The 21,207-nt window shown below is 41.0% G+C and carries 13 protein-coding genes; 3 read left to right on the top strand and 10 right to left on the bottom strand.

Annotated elements, in window-relative coordinates:
* Positions 1–3 precede the first annotated feature (3 nt).
* On the bottom strand, positions 4–477 hold the full coding sequence (gene mraZ / locus CZ367_RS06530) for a division/cell wall cluster transcriptional repressor MraZ (protein WP_077196130.1): 474 nt from the start codon (positions 475–477) through the stop codon (positions 4–6).
* Positions 478–1,399: 922 nt separating this feature from the next.
* On the opposite strand from mraZ, the gene CZ367_RS06520 reads away from it, so the two are divergent.
* Together CZ367_RS06520 and CZ367_RS06515 are read left to right on the top strand one after the other, a co-directional pair.
* Positions 1,400–2,215: a lyso-glycine lipid O-acyltransferase GlsA gene (locus CZ367_RS06520; protein ID WP_077196128.1), complete on the top strand. Its 816-nt coding sequence runs from the start codon at positions 1,400–1,402 to the stop codon at positions 2,213–2,215.
* A 75-nt stretch (positions 2,216–2,290) separates the two neighbouring features.
* Entirely contained in the window at positions 2,291–3,283 is a 993-nt protein-coding gene (locus CZ367_RS06515) for a glycine N(alpha)-acyltransferase GlsB (RefSeq protein ID WP_077196127.1), read from the top strand.
* Positions 3,284–3,570: 287 nt separating this feature from the next.
* On the opposite strand, the gene CZ367_RS06510 is transcribed toward CZ367_RS06515, so the two are convergent.
* The 4 genes from CZ367_RS06510 to bcp all read right to left on the bottom strand — a co-directional run bounded on the left by CZ367_RS06510 (position 3,571) and on the right by bcp (position 10,282).
* On the bottom strand, positions 3,571–5,760 hold the full coding sequence (locus tag CZ367_RS06510) for a glutamine synthetase III family protein (RefSeq protein ID WP_077196126.1): 2,190 nt from the start codon (positions 5,758–5,760) through the stop codon (positions 3,571–3,573).
* Between the two features lie 475 nt (positions 5,761–6,235).
* Positions 6,236–8,386, bottom strand: coding sequence for a helix-turn-helix domain-containing protein (locus CZ367_RS06505; RefSeq protein ID WP_077196125.1), 2,151 nt, complete (start codon positions 8,384–8,386; stop codon positions 6,236–6,238).
* A 413-nt stretch (positions 8,387–8,799) separates the two neighbouring features.
* Positions 8,800–9,597, bottom strand: a complete 798-nt coding sequence (locus CZ367_RS06500; RefSeq protein WP_077196124.1) for a TIGR02757 family protein — start codon at positions 9,595–9,597, stop codon at positions 8,800–8,802.
* Positions 9,598–9,823: 226 nt separating this feature from the next.
* On the bottom strand, positions 9,824–10,282 hold the full coding sequence (gene bcp, locus CZ367_RS06495) for a thioredoxin-dependent thiol peroxidase (protein ID WP_077196123.1): 459 nt from the start codon (positions 10,280–10,282) through the stop codon (positions 9,824–9,826).
* Positions 10,283–11,032: 750 nt separating this feature from the next.
* Here bcp and CZ367_RS16430 point away from each other — a divergent pair.
* Positions 11,033–11,158 (top strand): hypothetical protein, encoded by a 126-nt coding sequence (locus tag CZ367_RS16430; protein WP_262500721.1) that lies wholly within the window; start codon positions 11,033–11,035, stop codon positions 11,156–11,158.
* A gap of 107 nt (positions 11,159–11,265) precedes the next feature.
* Here CZ367_RS16430 and CZ367_RS06485 read toward each other — a convergent pair whose 3' ends face one another.
* The 5 genes from CZ367_RS06485 to CZ367_RS06465 form a co-directional block, all read right to left on the bottom strand.
* Positions 11,266–12,690 carry an aspartate ammonia-lyase gene (locus CZ367_RS06485; RefSeq protein ID WP_077196121.1) on the bottom strand — a complete coding sequence of 475 codons (1,425 nt, stop codon included), beginning with the start codon at positions 12,688–12,690 and terminating at the stop codon, positions 11,266–11,268.
* A 964-nt stretch (positions 12,691–13,654) separates the two neighbouring features.
* Positions 13,655–15,046, bottom strand: a complete 1,392-nt coding sequence (locus CZ367_RS06480) for an Outer membrane protein SusF domain-containing protein (protein ID WP_077196120.1) — start codon at positions 15,044–15,046, stop codon at positions 13,655–13,657.
* Between the two features lie 120 nt (positions 15,047–15,166).
* The gene (locus CZ367_RS06475; RefSeq protein ID WP_077196119.1) at positions 15,167–16,351 is read right to left on the bottom strand and encodes a SusF/SusE family carbohydrate-binding protein; all 1,185 of its coding nucleotides are present in this window, start codon (positions 16,349–16,351) and stop codon (positions 15,167–15,169) included.
* 62 nt (positions 16,352–16,413) lie between these two features.
* Positions 16,414–18,048, bottom strand: coding sequence for a RagB/SusD family nutrient uptake outer membrane protein (locus tag CZ367_RS06470; RefSeq protein WP_077196118.1), 1,635 nt, complete (start codon positions 18,046–18,048; stop codon positions 16,414–16,416).
* Between the two features lie 19 nt (positions 18,049–18,067).
* Positions 18,068–21,154, bottom strand: coding sequence for a SusC/RagA family TonB-linked outer membrane protein (locus tag CZ367_RS06465; RefSeq protein ID WP_077196117.1), 3,087 nt, complete (start codon positions 21,152–21,154; stop codon positions 18,068–18,070).
* Positions 21,155–21,207: the final 53 nt, after the last annotated feature.

Genomic DNA, 21,207 nt, shown 5'->3' with positions numbered 1-21,207 from the left:
TGCTTATTCGCTCTGTGTGTTATCCATAAAACCTTGTTGGCTGCCCATAATAGCTTCCAACGATTGGCTAAAATCGTCTAAATCGAGAAATGCTGTTTCGCCATTGTTAGGCCATATCTCTATGCAATCGTCCATACCGATAAACTTAATCTGCTGGTCTATATTCGCCAACTTTAGGTATCGTTTAGGGATAAGAAAACGACCATTGCCATCAAGGCTTATCATCTCAACATCGGAAACAAACTGACGATAAATCATCTGGTCTTTGCTGTTCCAACGATTGAGACGCTTGCGAAGATTGTCCAACATTTCGTTCCACACGCTCTCAGGATAAAGCACCAAGCAAGGTTGGAAAACGTCTTTCTTCATAATGAGCGACTCTTCGCCCGATACATTGAGTATCTTACGAAAAGTGGCTGGCAGAAAGGCTCTTCCCTTTGCATCAGTCTTGGCTTCTATGTTACCTAAAAAACGCATGTGTTCTTATATATTCAAAACTCGGTTCAAAGTTAAACAAAATTCCCCACAATCCGCCCCCATTCCCCACATTATTTTCAAAACAACGGCTTTTTTTATTTATTTAACGGATATTTTGCACCTCCCAATCCAAGGAAGGATATAAGAAAAATTAGGACAAACAGGAAAATAATTTACAAAAAGCAACCTTGCTTTCTGCGTTTGATTGCTAATGCGCTTTCTTTCATAGCCGAGCAATTCAGCAATGCTTATTTTTCGTTTTATTGTTTCTGTTCTTCCGTTAAGTCGCTCGTAAATGTTAAATCGAGGGTTCGTTTTTAGCCGATTTACACGCAACAACACATTTACACCGAAATAGGGGCTTAATTTGTGTGCAAACGCAAGTCGTTGATATACAACTAATAGCACAAAAATTGAAGTATATGTGCAAAAAGAATGATGCCAAAACACGTAAGAATAGACCTTTTGAAGCGACAAAACCAACAAAAAACGAGCCTTACACAGGTGTTTTTCAAGCTCAAAGTGGAACTTTGGGACAGCCAAAGTTGAACTTTGGCAATGCCAAACATATATGTCTTGTAAGGTCAAAGTTGAACTTTGGGGTAGCAAGACTTGACAAACAGCATTTTAGAACACAATAAAGGAAGATTAAAACACTCCTATTTCGGCTTTTCAAATGTTAATTCGCAGCACAGCAACACACCTCCGTGGCACACTTTTTGCTTATTGTTCCGCATCTCGGCTTCAAGTTTAAAATCAAAATCCTCTACTTCGTTCATAACATTCAGCATATTAGCTACATAAATTGTTGATTTAACGAACACAAAGATAAGTTTTTTGTAGATTTTCGCTCAAATAGGATAATAATTAAAAAGGTTTCGTTAAATTTGCATCTTAGATAAAGCAGAGAAAAGAGCGTATAATGGAGAAAACCATAGACATCGAAAAGATACTTGCAAGCAAGATGGGGAGCAAAGCAAAGTTTGTTCCGCAGTTCGCTGTAAACTGGTTGAAAGGCATTATTCACGAGGACGAGGTGAACAAATTCTTGTGGGATAGCAGAGACAAAGTGGGCACAGAATGGTTAACAGAGTGTGTGCGCTACTTGGAAATGACAATCCATATTGACGGATTGGAAAACTTGCCCGACAAGAACGATGGCAAACTGTACACCTTCGTGTCCAATCACCCTCTCGGTGGACAAGATGGGGTGGCTCTCGGCTCAATCATTGGGCAGCATTACGATGGTAAATTCAAGTATTTGGTAAACGATTTACTACTCAATCTGCCAGGACTCAAACCTGTAAGCATTGGCATCAACAAGACAGGAAAACAAAGCAAAGATTTCCCAAGAATGGTAGAAGCCGGCTTTAGCAGCGACTGCCACATCCTAATGTTCCCAGCAGGACTTAACAGCCGTAAGATTAACGGCGAGATACACGACCTACCGTGGACAAAAACATTTATCACCAAGAGTGTAGAGTATAAGCGCGACGTAATACCCATCTACTTTAGCGGGCAAAACTCGGAACGTTTTTATCGCATAGCTCACTTTAGCGACAAATACGTTAAGAAAGTGAACCTCGCAATGCTATTTCTTGTCGATGAAATGTACAAAAATGTAGGAAAAACATTCCGTATTGCTTTCGGAAAGCCTATCCCTTGGCAAACATTCGATAAAAGCAAAAAGCCGATGGAATGGGCAAAATTTGTACAAGACAAGGTATACGAATTATAAAAGTACCCAAGACAAAATCGGAGTATTAGGTATTAGGACTCAAAAAATAGGAGCGATCAAAATCGAGATATAACAATGGAAGAAGAAATTATCCAGCCTGTAAGCAAAGAATTATTAAGAAGCGAGCTTACCTCAGAACGATTGTTGCGAAAAACTAACAAAAGTCATAACAAGATTTATGTATTCGCAGCAAACGAAGCACCTCATCTTATGGACGAGGTGGGACGTCTCCGTGAGGTAGCGTTCCGAAGTGCTGGAGGGGGAACAGGTAAGGCTAAGGATATTGACGAGTTTGATGTGATGCCCGATTGTTGCAAACAACTCATTGTTTGGAACCCTGAAGCAGAGGAAATTATTGGGGGGTATCGATACATCTTTGGCGACCAATGGAAGTTGAACGATAATCAACAACCCATCTTGGCAACAAGTCATATGTTCCATTTCTCTGAAAAGTTTATGAAGGAGTATGCACCTTATACGGTGGAATTGGGACGCTCGTTCGTGTCGCTTGATTATCAAAATGTGCGCAACAACTCAAAAAGTATCTTTGCATTGGACAACCTTTGGGACGGACTTGGTGCGCTGACAGTGCTCAACCCTAATTGCAAATACTTCTTTGGTAAGGTTACAATGTATCCTTCGTATATTCGCAAGGGCAGAGATATGATACTCTACTTCTTGAAAAAGTATTTTGGCGACAAAGAAGAGCTAATAATACCGATTAAACCGCTAAAAATGGATACACCCGAAAGCGAATTAGAACCGCTTTTTACGGGAGGTTCATTCAAGGAGGACTATAAAATTCTGAACAAAGAAATACGCAGTTTCGGATTTAATATTCCCCCATTGATTAATGCGTATATGAACCTTTCGCCTACAATGAAGCTTTTCGGAACTGCCATAAATTATGGGTTTGGCGATGTAGAAGAGACGGGGATATTGATAGCAGTAGACGAAATATTCGAACAAAAACGTGTGCGACATATAGAAAGCTTTGCTAACGACCACCCAGAAGCCCTCAATTTTACCAGTGGAGCAAACAAAATAATCTACAAGAACAAGGAGTAAAACCTTGTTCTTCACATTTATAGTACATCAAAAATAAAGCATAAAGCCGAAAAGGCTTTGGCTCTTTTCGTTTGTTTTTTCAGTTGTTTAGCGCACTAAACGTCTTCAAAAACAACCAAAAATAGCTCAAAATAAACTCGCAAATCTCGAAGAAGTCTAACGACCGATTTGGGTTAAAAAACATTCTCAAACATTGATATAAAAAATAAACCCTCGAAAGTTAAGATACAACTTTTCGAAGGCTTATTTTATTCTATTCTATAATTCTATCCCATTTCATCGGGGTTTTATCTGATGAAGAGCAATTCACGATACTTAGGAAGTGTCCATATTTCGTCGTTTACCTTCATTTCCAATTCATCAATATGGTAACGTATCTCCTCCATCTTTGGAATAATGGTATCGTGATAGGCTATGGCGCGCTCACGAATACACTTGATAGCATTTGCAGCCTTTTTAGCTTCATATAGCTCGTCTACACCTGTCTCAATGAGTTGGGTACGTTCGGCAATCTCACGAAGTATCTTTAAGTTGCGCGAAGTGAGCACTTCTCCTTCTTCACGACCGAATATTTTGAGCATCGACTTTACATTCTTAGCCAACTTGGTTTGATAAATGGTAGCAACAGGAATGATATGGTTCAAAGCCAAATCAGCCATTACACGCGCTTCAATTTGTACTTTCTTAATGTAAGTTTCCCACTTCACCTCGTTACGGGCTATCAACTCGTTCTTGGTCATTACATTCATCGATTCGAACATCTTGACCGAATTTTCAGTAAGATAGCTGTCAATACACAACGGAGTACTGCGCTCGCAGTCCAATCCACGGCGTAATGCTTCTTCTTCCCATTCGTTGCTGTAGCCATTACCTTCAAAGTGAATTGGTTTACAGGTCTTTATGTCTTCGCGTAACACCTCAATAAGGGCGGCATTAAGGTCTTCGCCACGCTCAACAAGTGCATCTACACGTTGCTTAAATTGTGTGAGTGCTTCTGCCACGGCAGTGTTCAAGACGATTAAAGCCGATGCACAATTGGCTTCAGACCCAACAGCACGCAGCTCGAAACGATTTCCCGTAAACGCAAAAGCAGAGGTGCGATTGCGATCGGTATTATCGATAAAGAGTTCGGGTATTTCTGCAATGTCCAATCTGAACTCTTTTTTATCCTTTACATCGAAAAGTGCTTCATTGTTAGCATTTTCTATATGGTTGAGAAGGTCGGACAATTGCTTGCCAAGGAATGAAGAAATAATAGCAGGAGGTGCTTCGTTTGCACCCAAACGATGGTCGTTGGTAGCACTCATCACTGAGGCTTTTAAGAGTCCATTGTGCTTGTAAACACCCATTAAGGTTTCGACAATGAAGACAACAAACCGAAGGTTATCCTTTGGCCCCTTACCGCTGCTGTGCAAAAGTACGCCCGTATCGGTAGACAAACTCCAGTTGTTATGCTTGCCCGACCCATTAATGCCAGCAAAAGGTTTCTCGTGTAAGAGTACTTCGAAGCTATGTTTGTGGGCAATACGTTTCATCAATGACATCAAAACCATATTATGATCCACGGCTAAGTTACATTCCTCGAAGATTGGAGCAAGCTCAAACTGCCCAGGAGCCACCTCATTATGACGGGTTTTGCAAGGTATTCCAAGTTTCAAGGCTTCTATTTCAAGCTCTTTCATATAGTTTTGCACACGCTCAGGAATGATACCAAAGTAGTGATCGTCCATCTGTTGATTTTTTGCAGACCCGTGTCCTATCAATGTACGACCTGTCAACATCAAGTCGGGGCGTGCATTATAAAGGTCTAAATCTACAAGAAAGTACTCTTGTTCCCAACCTAAATTGGTTTGAACCTTCTTTACATCGGGGTAGAAATATTGACAAACGTCCTTTGCTGCCTTATTTACCGCCTTCAAAGAACGGAGCAATGGGGCTTTATAGTCTAATGCTTCGCCCGTATAAGATATAAATATGGTGGGAATACAAAGCGTATCATCAATGATAAAGACAGGACTTGTAGGGTCCCAAGCTGAATATCCACGTGCCTCAAAGGTATTGCGAATACCGCCAGAAGGGAACGAACTGGCATCTGGTTCTTGCTGTACAAGCAGCTTACCAGAGAAGTCTTCTATCATTCCGCCATCACTATCAAATTCAATAAAGGCATCGTGCTTCTCTGCAGTACCTTCTGTAAGTGGTTGAAACCAGTGTGTGTAGTGGGTTACACCATTTTCTTCAGCCCATTGTTTCATACCTTTTGCCACAACATCGGCTATGGAACGATCGAAGCGAGCACCATTATCCATCACGTCAATCATTTGCTCAAACGTGCCTTTAGGCAAGTACTTGTACATCTTTTTTCGAGTAAAAACATACTTACCAAATATCTCTGCTGGGCGTTCTTTTGGTATATTAACTGCGATTGGTCGTTTTTGGAATGCTTCCTTTACGACCTCAAACCTTAAATTCTTCATAAGCTTCTCTTTATTTTCATTAGTATTTGCGCTGCAAATGTAACCATTTCCAACATAAACACCAAGCTTACTACCATTTATAATATTGATTTAAATCAAAAAAAAGCCTATATTTGCTCCCGCAAACATAGGCATTGCCACTTAACTAAATAACTCAAAAAATTACTTGACTCAATTCTCATTGACATACCTTTTCCCAAAGATGGGCCAACTACTATTGTTTGACTATTAACTTACTAATAACTATTTTGTCTGTTTCATAATCAAATCTAATTGAATTACAGTTGCAAAGATACTATAAAAATCGTAAACCACAAACTTATTGTCGTTTTTTTACTTTCGATTTATACTTTTTTGCAGATTACATATAATTTTGTATGTACAGCAGTTAAACTTTTAAAATTTATGATTTCAATTATACTGTGATAAGCATTTACATTGGTGTGTAAAAAGATATTTTAATGCAACAACATACTTATCTTTTTTCTGCTATTGCGATACGTATATCGCAATAGGAAACATCGCTCGGGCATAATTGTTTTATATCGTTAAGGTTATTTACCTCACCCAATCCCTTTATAATTCTACGTATTAGGTTCAATTTTTTCTCATCTACCACCTCATCTGCACGCAAAACACCTTGAGAAACATAGCGTGCTAAATGCGAATAAATGGTAGTTGGCACAAGATTTCTTTCCTTTGCGATGTCAACAACCGACATTCCACTTTTGAACATTCGATACGAAACTTCCGCCGTAGGTTCTTTCACGGGCTTTTCTGCCTTCTTTTTCGCATCTTTGCGGCGTTTACGAGCTGTTGTATCTCCAATCGAAGCAAGTATAGCTTCTTGTTTTGCAGTGAGATAAGCCGCCGTAGTGAAGTCGGTATCAATCATTTCTTCTAACAAATCTCGCTTTGCAACGTACACTTGTTCAAGTTCGGTAAACACACTATTAAGTCGTTTCGCCCCAACCTTATTGGTCAGCTCCACCGTCTTTGTTATATCAAGAAGTCGAGGATAAAGTTCTTCTATCTGACTGTAAAAATATCGTGCACCATTCTTAATGCGTTCTAAAACCACATCACTATGTAGCTCGGCTGATGGCATAGCATTTATAATTTGTTTCCACTTGTTTGACACGCTCAACACCGCTCTATCCAAATCGCCAATAGTACTTTTGTGCAGGCTAATCACCTTTGGGAACTTCATTCCAAACTCTATTAGCACACGGAAAAGCGATGTTTCGGTAGTGTAAAGTTCGGTAAAGTCGAACAATTCGGCTACCAAATATCTATGATACTCCTCTTTTAATTGTGGCAAAACCTCAATGCTCTGCTGCGTGCGTTCTTGCTGTTGCGCAATATAGCTACTCACTCGTTCATCATTTTTTACAGCCGAAGCCCCTAAAGGAGTAGCCAAAACCAAGCCTTCTAACGATCTACAACGACTCAAAGCTACATACACCTGACCTGCTGCAAAGGCTTGCTGCGCATCAATAATAGCATGATTGAACGTAAGACCTTGACTTTTATGTATCGTTATAGCCCACGCAAGGCGCAAAGGATACTGTGTAAAGATGCCTTGCACCTCCGCTTCTATTTGTTTGGTTTGCTCGTTAAGGGTGTACTTTGTATTTTCCCATTGTTGTGGTTCAACCTCTATGGCTTCCGCCTCACCAGGACACGTCACTTGAATAGACTCGTTGTCTATATAAGTAATATGTCCTATCTTGCCATTGTAAAACCTTCCTTCGCTATCGTTATGCAAAAACATCACTTGCGCACCACGTTTTAAAGTCAATTGATAATCAGCAGGATAGTTATATTCAGGGAATTGACCTTCTATATTTGCCTCAAATTGATATTCAGGTGTAGAAAGCTTGTTCAGCTCCGACAAATTATGGTAATCGGCAATGCGATTGTGCGTAGTCAGTCGTATGAAGTCGCTGTTACCATTGGGCTTGAAATCGGGTTTATAGCATTGGTTCAACAATTCAAAATCAGCCTCTGTAGGACATCCTTCACGAATGTTATTGAGCAAGCCAATAAAGGATTCGTCTTGCTGTCGGAAAACTTTCGAGAGCTCTATAGTAACATAATTGATGCTACGCAAAGCTTTCGAACCAAAGAAATATGGTGTATCATAATAGCGTTGTAGCATTGCTTCCTCGTTAGGCGTCACCACAGGCGTAAGTTGCTGCAAGTCGCCAATCATCAGCAACTGCACTCCACCAAAAGGTTTGTTATGGTCACGAAAACGACGGAGCACCGAATCGATAGCGTCCAACACATCAGAGCGCACCATACTTATCTCGTCAATGATAAGCAAGTCGAGCGTTCGCATTATCTTGCGCTTCTCTTTGCTGTAGGCAAATCGAGGTTGGAACTGCGATTCGGGAACAAACGGAGCAAGTGGAAGCTGAAAAAAGGAATGAATGGTCATACCTCCTGCATTGATAGCTGCAACACCCGTAGGTGCTACTACCACAATACGCTTGTTACTATGTGCTTTCACGGCACGAAGAAAGGTGGTTTTGCCCGTTCCAGCCTTACCCGTAAGGAAGATACTAATGCCCGTATGCTCTACAAAGTCCCACGCATTGCGCAACTCTTTATTCTTTTCCATTGCTCGTTTTCTCAATTTTATGGTTCGATAGAGCAAAATTACAGAAAAGAAAGCACAATAGCAAATAAGCTATTGACAAAAATCAAGCGGATTGATACAAAGCAATAAAACCGCAGAAAAACAAGAGCTTAAGCCTAAAATGTAAGATTATTAGCCTTTTTAGCTATACCTTTGCACTTGTAAAATAAAGGATAACAAAATTAGAAGATGGGCACAAAGGGTGCTCAAGAAAGGTAAAAAGATTATGATAACAGGATTATTAGTTGTAATAGCAGTAGTAGTAGGCACAGTGGCACAAGCCGTAATGGTAAACAAGAAGTTGCCTGCGTAATAGAATAGTTTAAGTTTTTAAGAAAGATAGAGTTATGTTGTAGCCCGATTTCATTCGATGAAATCGGGCTTTTTTATATACTTTACTGATTTATTCCATACCCAAAGAGTGCAAAATCGCCCTTTATAGGGTCGTCAGGAAATACTTTTGCAAGTTGCTGTGTGAGTTTTTCGGCAGTACGCATACTTGTTGTTTTCGACGAAAGTAGTCCTAAGACGGCTGCTTGCTGCATAACGTGAGTATCTAAGGGGATAATTAGCGAACGTTTGTCGATGAAATCGCCCCAAATGCCTAAATCTACAGGCGAATTATCACGCACCATCCAGCGTAAAAACATACAAACTCGCTTGCACGAAGAAGTAGTATTCTTAGGAATAATACCACAAATATGGCGTTCAGAAAAATAAGTGCAAACTGCCTCAATAGCATATATGGCTTTAGACTTATGCGCCTCAGATGGCTGAAAAGCATAATTTTCGTTTACATACGAACGGATATAAGCCGATAAACTGCCATACGTTTGGAACATCACTTCCAATGCCGTAAACATTTCGTACATCGTGTGATTGGTGTACAAACGATAAAAACAGCCGAAGTCATCGGGGATTTGTTGCCTAAAAAGTCCCTTACGTATCCACTCATAAGGTTCGGCTTTAGCACATTCCAACAGATATTGTATGCGAGGCATAAACACCTTTCGTGAGCCATAACTCAAACAAGAGGCAATGAAAGCCATTGCCTCTTGATTGCGCTTGCCCACTACTTGGTGCATAAACCACGAAGGGTCGCCATCAAGAAAGCTACGCTGCTCGTATATATCGGCATAGGTAGTGAGGCGTTCCTTTACGCTTTTGGGTATTCGTACATACGAAGAGGGCATATAAAAAAGCTTTAAGGCGGGTTCTATAAATTACCACCGCATATAGTCATTAAATTTTTATGAAATACGTTTTGTTGTCTTTTGGCTTCTTTTTATATAAAACAAGCTGCGCCTCAACAATTCAAACAAGTTTGATTGCATTCGGCTTGCTCCGTTTTTGGTTCAAAAATAAGCTCAAAATCTAACAAAGCTAATTTGTAGAACCAGCCTTAAAACCATCTATACCCTACTCTGCTGCTGCAAATATCTGCTCTGCGTGCTCCTTTACCTTGATTTGTTTTGGGGTAAAAATCTGCTCTATCACGCCGTTTTCATCAATAATAAAGGTGGTGCGATAGGTACCCATATAGGTGCGGCCACACATTTTCTTCTCTCCATAAACGCCAAATGCTTCGTTTAGGGTTTTATCTACATCGGCAATGAGTGGGAAAGGAAGGTTGTTTTTCTCGATAAATCGCTTGTGCGACTTCTCATCCTGAACACTCACACCAATAACTACATAGCCACGTTTGAGCATCAGTTCGTAATTGTCACGCAAGTTGCAAGCCTGTGAAGTGCAACCCGGAGTAGAGTCTTTTGGGTAAAAATAGAGTACAATCTTTTTACCTTTATAATCACTCACTTTGATTTCGTTACCGTCTTGGTCTTTGCCCAACAATTCAGGGGCTTTGTCTCCTATGTTCATAATTTATGTGTTATAAAAATTGTAGTAAGTACAAAGATACACATTTTTATAGAGAAAGCAAACTGATAGCTGTATCTTTTAGTGGTTTTTATATTATTTGTCTTCAATATAAAGATAGGCTGAAAGGGCAAGAAAGACTGTTTTCGCATCATCAATAATGACAGTATAAAGGGCATTTTGCATTGTTCTATTTTTCGCCTAACGACCTTCTTGTTTGTTATACATCAAGGTTAGCCATCCCAAACATATATGTATGAGGTGGCAAAAGTTCAACTTTGGGAGGGTAAAACATATATGTTTGGGGTGGCAAAACATATATGTATTGGAAACAACAATTAAACTACTGATAATCAAAACATTACAAGCTAAACAACTAACATATAATATCTATCAAATAATTGTTCTGTTTTTCCGTTCCAAAGAAATTCATTTCACCAAGAAAAACATTATACTACAAATAATAAAACATAAAAAAATGCTGAAGCTCTCATCGAGTTCCAGCATCTAAATTTTATCTTTAACCATTTAAATTAATTGGTAAAAGAAAGCTTCACAGCCTCCTTTGTTCCGCCTAAAACAACCTGTTAAACTTTTACCTTATAATAACTTAATACCTAAAAATTATTACTAACCTAAACAATCTATTAACCTTTTATGTTTGCAAAGTTACTACAAGTTTTTGAAACCTGCAAGTGCTTTAAGAAAGATTTACAGATTTTCGTTATATTCTTGAGATATATCAAATCGTAAGTGAGAAATTATGAAACGAAAGCATTAAACCCAAATCGATCGTTAGATCAGTCCGACCAGTCCGACTGGTCAGACTGGTCGGACTGGTCGGACTGGGCTAACGACCGATCTGGGTTGAACAACTAGGTTTATTATAATAAGGTAAGATAACTCCATAATTTGTTTCGCACAAAAAAAGCATCGCCTATTTCCGAAGAAAAGACGATGCTGTAATTAATATGAAGTATCTAAAATTACTTTACGCGAGCTTCAGAACCGAGCATATGCTCTGGTGAAAGGATTTGGTCGAGCTGTTCCTTTGTAAGAACACCCTTAGCCAAAACGAGGTCGTAAACCGAACCACCAGTTTCGAGCGCTTCTTTAGCAATCTTTGTACTGTTCTTGTAACCGATGTAAGGGTTGAGTGCTGTAACGATACCGATAGAGTTCTTTACAGTTTCTACATTGTGTTCCTTGTTCAAAGTGATGCCATCGATACACTTTTCGCGGAGAGTATCCATAGCCTCAGACATCCAAGTAATATCTTCAACCAAGCACTGCATAATAACTGGTTCCATAACGTTCAACTGCAATTGACCAGCTTCTGCTGCAAGCATAACTGTTGTATCGTTACCAATAACCTTAAAGCAAGTCTGGTTAGTGATTTCAGGAATAACTGGATTAACCTTACCTGGCATAATGCTTGAACCAGGTGCCATTGGAGGAAGGTTGATTTCGTGGAGACCACAACGAGGACCTGAAGCCATCAAACGGAGGTCGTTGCAAATCTTAGACAACTTGATAGCCAAGCGCTTCATTGCACCGCTATAATTAACGAGGTCGGTTGTGTCAGGTGTAGCTGCAACGAGGTCTTCGCTTGCCTTGAATGCCAAACCTGTGAGTTCAGACATCTTACGAGCGCAGATTTCAGGGAAACCAGGAGCAGCGTTCAAGCCTGTACCGATAGCTGTACCACCCATATTGATTTCGAGGAACATATCAGCACTCTTATTCAAGTTTGTGATTTCAGCTTCGAGCAAGTTAGCAAACGCATTAAATTCCTGTCCGCTTGTCATAGGAACAGCGTCTTGGAGCTGTGTGCGACCCATCTTGATGTCGTTCTTGAACTCTTCAGCCTTCTTACGGAAAGATGCTACGAGCTGTGCGAGGTGCTCTACCAATGTTTTGTTCATACGAAGCAAAGCCAAGTGAATAGCTGTTGGGTATGCGTCGTTGGTAGACTGTCCGCAGTTAGCGTGGTCGTTAGGAGCGCAATATTGGTGTTCGCCCTTGTTATGACCAAGGATTTCGCACGCACGGTTAGCGATAACCTCATTAGCGTTCATATTTACAGATGTACCTGCACCACCTTGTACCATATCGGTAACGAAGTCTTCGTGGAACTTACCATCTATAATTTCGCGGCAAGCTTGAGCCATTGCGTCGCAAATAGCACCGTCTATTTCTCCCAATTCGCGGTTTGTTTCAACTGCAGCCAACTTTACGTAAGCCATTGCGATAACATAGTCGGGGTAGTCACACATTCTCTTGCCTGAGATGTGGTAGTTATTCACAGCACGCTGTGTCTGCACACCGTAGTATGCGTTAGCTGGTACTTGGAGTTCGCCTAAGAGGTCGCTCTCAATACGGAATTCTTTGTTGTTTGTCTCGTTTGCCATGTTGATGCAAATTTTATTAATTGATAGTATATTGTTTTAGTTATTTCCTTTGGAATATCAATATCGGCTCAATCTCTATCAGGCACTGTCTTTTTCAATGATAGATTGGTGTCGATGAGAAGTAACCAAGTGCTATTGCTTCCATCTTTGATTAACACTGCAAATGTAGCAAATTATTAGTTTGTTATGCAAGTTTTAGGGTGAAACATTCTAATGTTAAGTATATTTAACGCATTGTTAAAAAGTACCAAATATCACCATTTTGTAGCATAAGCAGAACTAAAGAAAACATTTTGACACGATTATATCACTTACAACACAATTATTGACTGTACAAACAGATATTTTACAACTTTAAGCAAACTACCTCAGGATATTCATCCCAAATCGGTCATCAGCCCGAAAAGGCTTTTTAAGGCGTTTAGATATTATGCTTTTCTTCGTCTTTGCACCTTATTTTGGCTCTTTTCGTTTGTTTTTTCAGCTGTTTAGCTCGCTAAACGTCTTCAAAAACAACCCAAAATAGCTCAAAATAAGCGCGCAAATCTCGAAGAAGTCTAACGACCGATTTGGGTTAAAACAATTCAGAATTTCAAACCCCAAAACAACCTTAAGGAGCGTGAGAATTTTGTTCTATCTTTCCTTAAGTCAAGAATGAAAAACAAAACATCAACCTTTAAGAAGCAAAACATATATGTATGACACGGTCAAAGTTGAACTTTGACAAGGTAAAACATATATGTTTGGGACGGCAAAACATATATGTTTTACAACAAGAAATTAATCGCCTGACTATCAATACTTTAAAAGCACGAATAGCAAACAATAAGGGAACAGGTGCGGTTGTTCTATTTGTCGGTAGCAAGAAAGCAACAACAACCGCATACAAAAAAAAAGAGACGAGCAAAAAAATATGCTCGTCTCAAGTGAAAAAGTTTTATTTTTTATTTCTACACCTTAGTTCTTATTCTGCAATAAGTGTAGCTACAGTATTGCCATCATAAGAAGGCTTTAGCTTGATGGTATATGTTCCAGCCTTAACAGCGATGTTTGCACCATTTTGTGATGTCAACTTTGTAAGGTCTGTACCACCCCAGCTGATAGCCCAAGCACCATTAGCACGGAACTTGATTTCGCCATCTTTGAGTGCTACGTGTTGAGCTGTCCAAGTGTGAGATGCCATATCGTATTCCATCTTTACATCGGTATCCCAACCGCCTGGTGCAGCTGAACCTACAATACCGATAGAATTGATAGCTGTGAGCTTGTAAGCCAATGCCTGCAAGTCTACTTCTACCTTATAGAAACCATCAGCTTCGGTCATCATAATATTACCTGCGTTGCCTTCGGTGCTGAAGTTTTCACCATAGTTTGTACCGTTCCAACCTTGCTCTGTGCTAAACTTGAAGCCCTTTTGTGTGAGGTACATAAAGCCTGTGTACTTACCATCGAATGCTGGACCTGCAAGAATGTCGCTGTGCTTCCAAGAGTTAGCATCGCCAGCCATATAGAGGAACTCGCCAAAGTTGATTTTTTCAATCTTATAGGTGTAGTTCAACATATTGATAGTAATGCGATACTTGCCTATTTCAGCCAATTTGCCTGCTTGTGGGTTGTTAGTGGTAAGTGTACCTTCCATACTTGCATCGCCATCGACAGCTGTACCGAGAACACCAGTTTTACCATTTGCCCAGAAATCGCCGTCATAGTTGGTCTTGGTGATAATCTTCCAATGGCTGTTAGTCTTCTTGGTTTCGATGAATACAGTAAAGACAGGGTCTTTGTAAACATCTTCTGCACTATGTTTGAACTGTATTGCACCTGCCTTATCCCAGCTGCTCATATCGCCTACAATGTAGTAAGCCTCGTCAATGAATGGTGCAGCAGGAGTAACGGTGAGCATAATGTTGCCCGCATCGATAAGTACAGCCTGACCACCCTTAACAGCATTCAAGTAAACGTGAGCTGTATAGCGGTGTGCTTCTGGACGCTTGCCATAATATTTTTCTGCTATAGCTTGCATATCCTTTGTGATAGCCTTGCCATCAACAGAAGTTTGGATAGTTGTTGGGGTGATACCATCGTTATTGAGGTCGTAAGCCAACAATTCTACACGTGCATTCTGAAGTTCGAAACCTTCAGGAAGCTGAGCAGAAGTAAGTGTAAACAATGGCACTTGTTCGCCAACGGTAGCCAAGTCTTGTGGTGCTACCTCCAATGCTTTAAGCCCTGGGAAAGTGATTGCGTCCTCTTGCTGATTAGCTTGTGGCTCGCTCCAAGGCTGATACTCATCACTACAAGCCCCAAGGAAAAGGCTTACAAGTGCGAGGGTGATATATAATGATAATTTCTTCATAACTATTTTCTTGTTTTATTGTTTTTAAGGGGTTGTTAATTGGAAGTGTCGGACGGGTCGGACGGGTCAGACGGGTCGGACAGGTAGGACAGGTAGGACGCTTCCAATTACATTTTCCTTTTACTTTATTTCACCTGCTTCGGTTGTGAAGTTCAAGTACACCTTCTGACCTACTGCACCTGCAACACGTGGGGTTTGGTCACCGCCATTGCCACGGTACGCAATCTTGTTGTTGTAGATAATGAACTCTGATCTCCACCAATCTTGTTCAGGTATCTTAACGCAGATACGTACACCTGGGTCGTCGTTGGTAGGTCCACCAGCCACCGCATTGCCAATAGCAGGAGAGACAAATTCGCCGTCAGCAGTAGCAGGTACAGTGAACAGGTTTTCAGGGAGAAGATCCCACTTGCCTGAAGCTGTACAAGCACCTTGGAGGTAAACGTTAGGTTCGTTGAAGCTCACGTTATACTTAATGTCGCGGCCTTCCACAGTGCAGTTTACTATCATCAAGTACCAACCTGGCTTAGAAGTTCCAATATTGCCATTAACATTGATAATGTCGCTTGCTTTCTCGCCTGCAGGGTTAATCTTGATTTCGTTGAAGCCAGCAGCTGTCTTGTCCCAAGCCTTAGTTTGGTTGAACTTGATACCAGCACCATCGCCTTCGCCACCAATATATACAAGGTGCCAGAAGATGTTTGTTGCACCATTTACAGGAATCATTTCCAATGCACTGTCCCAACTCCACTTGTTGAAGTTACCTACAATGTAGAGCTTTTCAGGAGTCTTAACTGGAGGAAGTGAGAAGCGCAAGTGAACATTACTAAGGGTAATTGTGTTTGAAGTGATTGATGTGCCTTCAATATCCTTACCATCAGCAGTAGTCTGAACAGCGTTTACACGAATGTAAACAGGAGCAGTGATAGGGAAATCTTTCTCTTGCTTGCCCTTTGCTACGTACAAGTTGGTAAGTGTGCTTGCCAACTCTGCTGCATCAACATTCATCTTAGCAGTAGTAAAGGTAGTTGAAAGTGCCTTTGCGTCTGACATATCAGCATTGGTAGCTACCTCTACTGTGTATTTTGTTACAGCAGGATAACCATAGTTAGGTTGTGAGCAAGTAAGCTCTACTACCTTTGAGTTGGCCAAATCGTACACACCATTTGCAGCAAGTGCAGGTGTGTTAAGGTGGAACATTGTTGGCTTTGTTACCACTGGATTATTGTCGTTGTCATCGCTACACGCTGTAAAGCAACAAACAGCACAAAGGAGTAGCAATGCAGACTTTAATATCTTTGTCATAATTCTTATTATTTTAAAGTTTGTGAAAGTTGGAGAAATATAGTCCCCCAACTTGTTTATTCTTAATAACCAGCGTTCTGTTTCAAGTTAGGATTTACAGTGAGGTCGCTGGTAGGAATAGCAAAGATGTTGCGTGTTTCAGAGAAATTGCGACCATTAACTTCGCCTCCCTTCCAAGCCCAGTTGTAATTTACATTACCACCAAACTTGTGGAAACGAATCAAGTCTACACGACGACGACCTTCAAAATAGAATTCCTTGCTCCATTCGTCAAGAATATCATCGAGCGAGTATGCACCTGTAGTACGCAATTGAGCGTGGGCACGTGCGTGGAGTTGGTTGATAAGGTCTGTACCTTCAGCAGTTGTCTGGTTGCCGTTGGTGCGAGCGGTAGCCTCAGCGTAAGTAAGATATGCTTCAGCTGCACGGAACATAAAGAAATCGGTATCTGCAAAACGGAGGTCGTGAGCTGCTGCACCTGTTGAATAGAAGTTGTTAAACTTCAATACAGCATAACCTTTCTTGAATACAGCAATGTCTTTAGAGTTTACAGCTTTAAGGTCGCGACCAGCACCATCAAACAACGCACGGTCGTCGCCTGCCTCACGTGGCATCTCTACTGCTGTAACCTGAGGTGCATTGTTATTAGGGAAGAACTTGGCAATCAAGTTTGGACGAGCACGAACACCACTCCAGTTGGCATTGTCGTAAAGGTTTCCTCCCTTTGCACCATTGCTATTAACAACAGCATCTGCGTCATAACAAGCATTAATCAAGAATACTGAAGTACCGTATGATGCGGTTGTCTTACCGTCTTGAAGGATTGGGAATACAGCCTCAACTGATGCGCCATTTTCTCCATTATCACCCATAAAGAGTTGTTGGTAAGCTGTCCAACCATTCTTAGTTGCGCCTGTATAGAGCTTGTATGGAGAGTCGATAACCATCTTAGCATACTTTGCAGCTTTCTCCCATTGTGGTGTACCTGTATAGATTTCAGCGTTCAAGTACAAACGAGAGAGCAACAACCAAGCAGCAGCCTTGTCTACACGACCATAGTTAGGGTCGCTTGAAGTCTTAGCTTGTGCAGCCATCAAGTCTGGTTCGATAGCCAAAAGTTCTTTTTCTACATAGTCGTACATCTCCTTGCGGGTGTATTGCTTAGCAGGCTCTGCAGATACTTTCTCTGTAAATGGTACGTTTCCGAAAGCATCCATCAAGAAATAGTAGTTCAAAGCACGAATGAAACGTACCTCTGCTGTCTTTTGTTTGTCGGCATCACCAAAGTTGTTGATGTACTGATTACATACAGTTACACCGAAATAAAGGCGATAGTAGAAGCCCTTGAGCATTGGGTGAGAACCACCATAGTTGTTGAAGTTGAACTCAGGAATACCCTCGTCACCTGTCCAGTTACAGATAGCTTCATCGGTTGTGAGGTCGTTTGAGTTGAACAACTGGCGTACAAAACCTGTTGTACCTCCATCAAGACCATCAATATCGCAGTCGCCATCAGGACCACCATTACCAGCCAATCCGAAGTTTGCATAACACTTGTTAAACAAATTATCAGGTGTAATTTCCGTTTGCAAGTTAGGATCGATTGGTTTAACATCCAAGTCGCCTACACAAGAAGTAATGCTCATTGTGAGCATCAATGCTGCAACGGGAGCAATTTTCTTAATATATTGTATCATTGTAATTATCTTTAAAGAATTAGAAATTCAAGTTAAGACCAAGAATAAACGACATTGGGCGTGGATAAAGATTGTTGTCGATACCGCCAAATACTTCTGGGTCGATGCCATCATACTTTGTAAGCGTAAGAATGTTTGAAGCTGTTCCGTACACACGACCGCTAAGTCCGCGCCAACTACCTACCTTGAAGAGGTCTGCAAAGCTATAACCAAGGGTTACGTTGTCTACCTTCAAGAACGAAGCGTTCTGTACCCAACGGTCTGAAAGGATAGCTGTGGTATGACCTGTCTGCCAGTTATCAGCAATCGAAGCTATAGGACGGTTTGACAAGAAACCAGAAGAAGCCCATATTGCAGCTGCTGATACGTTAGCCTGACCTGCCATTCTATCATTGAATACATAGTTGCCTATGCTTGCACGAAGTGAGAAACCGAAGTCCCAATTCTTATATTCTAAACGTGAAGCAAGACCCATTGTGATAGGAGCCATAGGGCTCTTATAAAAGTATTTGTCTGCTTCTGTAATCTGACCATCGCCATTGCGGTCTACAACAGCACCTTCGATAGCCTTACCATTTTTGTCGTAAATCTGCTGATATACGTAGAATGAAGATGCAGGATGACCTACAGCGTGTGCCTGAGCATTACCGCCTGTACCTGAAGAGATACCTCCTGTTGGGATAAAGTAATTAGCATCACTACCGCCTGTTAAACTTGTGATTTGATTCTTGTTGTATGTCAAGTTGTAATCAATTGTCCAATACCAATCGTTGGCTTGAATAGCTTTCCAACTAATAGCAGCTTCGATACCTGTATTTGTCAATGAACCAATGTTAGAAGATACTTGGTTGCGGAAGTTAGAACCAGCTGGTACATATACAGTATTCAAGAGGTCGGTGGTCTTACGATAGTACCAATCCAAGCTACCTGTCAATCGTTGATTGCAGATACCCCAATCCAAACCTACGTTATATGTAGTAGTTGTTTCCCAAGTAAGGTCTTTGTTTACAGCTTGTGGGCGAACGATAACGCCATCACCTGTGGTAGGATAGAAACCATTTGTGCCTTTTCCTGTTTGATAAATATCAAAGTAGTTGTAGTCGCCAATGCCTTCTTGCTGACCAGTCATACCCCAACCAAGACGAAGCTTTAAGTCGCTCAACCAATTGATTTCACGGAACTTGTTCTCATCTTTCATCTTCCAAGCGAATGCAAATGATGGGAAGTATGCCCAGTGTTCCTTGAAACGAGATGCACCATCAGCACGGAAGGTTGCTGTAACGTAGTAACGATCCATCAAACTCCAGTTTGCACGACCAAAGAATGATACGAGATAGTTTTCAGTGAGGTAGCGATAGTCTTCCAATTTTCCGTCGTTGTTATAGTCCTTACCGTCGTCTTTATAGATTTTACCTGCATTGGCGATGTTAGTACTTGGATAATATTTGAATGAACGACTTGTTTCTTTTCTCCAGAAGTGCTGCCATTCGTAACCACCCATAATATCGAAGTGGTTCTTAGCTTCGTCGTTGAAGTCGTGATAGTACTGAGCGTATGAGCTCAAAGTAAGGTTACGTTTCAACTGTTTGCTCCAACCATCATAACCGTAGTATGAAGCCAAAGGAGAAGTTGGGTCGATATGTGTATCCTGTTGACCCTGTGCAATGTCTGCACCAGCTGTAACGTGCAAGCGCAAATCTTCAAATCCGTGGATTTTATAATCTACCTCTGCATTAGCAATAACATCACGGCTGCGAGAGTGGTCGTTCTTCAAATTAAGAATAGCAAGTGGGTTCTTTGTCGCCAAAGAGTTGTATGTAGAAGGCCAAGTTGGGTCTTCTGATGGTGCAAGACCTGCACCACGCCAAGTATGATAGAAGCCAAAGTTAGCTGCATCTGGCGACTCGTGGTCATAAATACTTTGTGTTGGGTCGTATGCAACAGCTGCGCCAATGGCTGCACCATCAGCAAAACGGTTCTTACCATACATACCTTTTGCATTCAAAGTAATGTTCAAATGGTTCTCAAGCAACGAAGGAGTCAAGCTAACAGCTGCAGTGTAACGTTCAAAATTAGAGGTCTTCAAGATACCCTGATTATTGGTATAACCAGCCGAAATACGGAATGGAAGCGAACCAATACCGATGTTTGTTGCACCAGTAAGTGTCAAGTTGTGGTCGTGCGACCAAGCTGTGCGGTAGATTTCATCTTGCCAATTGGTGTTAGCCTTGCCCAAAGCAGCTACCTGCTTGCTGTCTGCACCAAAGAGATTTGTAATAAACTTACGATATTCGTTACCGTCCATTACATCAACGTTCTTTTTCTTCATACTTGAAGTAACACTTCCTGCATACGAAATTGCAAGAGGTTGGTTAGCACGACCCTTCTTTGTTGTGATAATGATTACACCATTAGAACCACGCGAACCATAGATAGCAGTTGCAGAAGCATCTTTCAAAACGTTGAAGCTTTCAATATCTTGAGGGTTAATCATTGACAATGGATTTGACATACCCTTAATACCTGTATTGTCCATAGCCACACCATCGATTACGATAAGTGGGTTATTAGAAGCGTTCAATGAACTTCCACCACGAATACGGATTTTCGCACCGCCACCAGGAGTACCGCCATCGCTTGTTACATTCACACCAGCCATCTTTCCTTGCATCATGTCTTGTGCGTTTACAACCACACCCTTGTTTTTACCATCGGGTTTCATTGCAAGCACCGAGCCAGTAAGATCGCTCTTCTTTGCCACACCATAACCAATCACAACTACTTCGTTCATCTGCTGTGCAGCATCTTCAAGCATTGTGATTACCATACCATCAGTTGCCGTTACTTGCTGTTTCACGTATCCTATGTAAGATACGGTGATTGTTGCACCAGGTTTCACGTTGTTAAGCACAAAGTTACCATCAAGGTCGGTCATAGCTCCATCTGTTGTTCCATTGATAAGAATGGAAGCACCAATGAGAGGTTCGCCCGTGTTGTCTTTAACGTGTCCGTTAATAGTAGACTGTGCAAAGGCACTGATTGACAGGAGGAAACTTAAAATAAGTGTCGTCATCCTGACAGAGAATTTGCATTTTACCTGCTTCATCTTTTTACATTTATAGTTATTTAAAATTGATAATAATCTGCATAAATTCGCAT

The organism is Prevotella ihumii, from assembly GCF_900155655.1.
GTDB classification, from domain to species: domain Bacteria; phylum Bacteroidota; class Bacteroidia; order Bacteroidales; family Bacteroidaceae; genus Prevotella; species Prevotella ihumii.
The sequence above is the reverse complement of the archived record's forward strand: the minus strand, read 5'-3'. Positions and strand labels throughout refer to the sequence as shown.